This is a genomic window from Clostridium tagluense (assembly GCF_003865095.1).
In the GTDB taxonomy this organism is placed as follows: domain Bacteria; phylum Bacillota; class Clostridia; order Clostridiales; family Clostridiaceae; genus Clostridium_AD; species Clostridium_AD tagluense.
In genome coordinates this window covers 1-484 of record NZ_BHYK01000129.1, presented here as the reverse complement: position 1 = coordinate 484, position 484 = coordinate 1, and the positions used below count along the sequence as shown (strand labels likewise).

The following is a 484-nucleotide window of genomic DNA, read 5'->3' as shown; positions in this document are numbered from 1 at the left end:
CATTAGTTGGTTCATGTTTAGGAGTAACAACGGTACTCACTGGAGCCTGATCACGTGCATTAATTGGTTCATGTTTAGGAGTAACAACTGCACTCACTGGAACCTTATCACATACATTAGTTGGTTCATGTTTAGGAGTAACAACTGCACTCACTGGAACCTTATCATATACATTAGTTGGTTCATGTTTAGGAGTAACAACTGCACTCACTGGGACCTGATCACATACATTAGTTGGTTCATGTTTAGGAGTAACAACGGTACTCACTGGAGCCTGATCACATACATTAATTGGTTCATGTTTAGGAGTAACAACGGTACTCACTGGAACCTGATAACATACATTAATTGGTTCATGTTTAGGGGTAACAACTGTACTCACTGGAACCTGATCACTTACATTAGTTGGTTCATGTTTAGGAGTAACAACGGTACTTACTGTAGCCTGGTAACTTGCATTAGTTGGTTCATGTTTAGGAGTAAC

1 protein-coding gene is annotated in these 484 nt (G+C 39.7%); it reads right to left on the bottom strand.

All coding sequences use genetic code 11. The features are described 5' to 3' along the window. On the bottom strand, positions 1 to 484 hold a 484-nt coding region (locus tag Ctaglu_RS25735; protein WP_207669523.1), incomplete at both ends, for a hypothetical protein.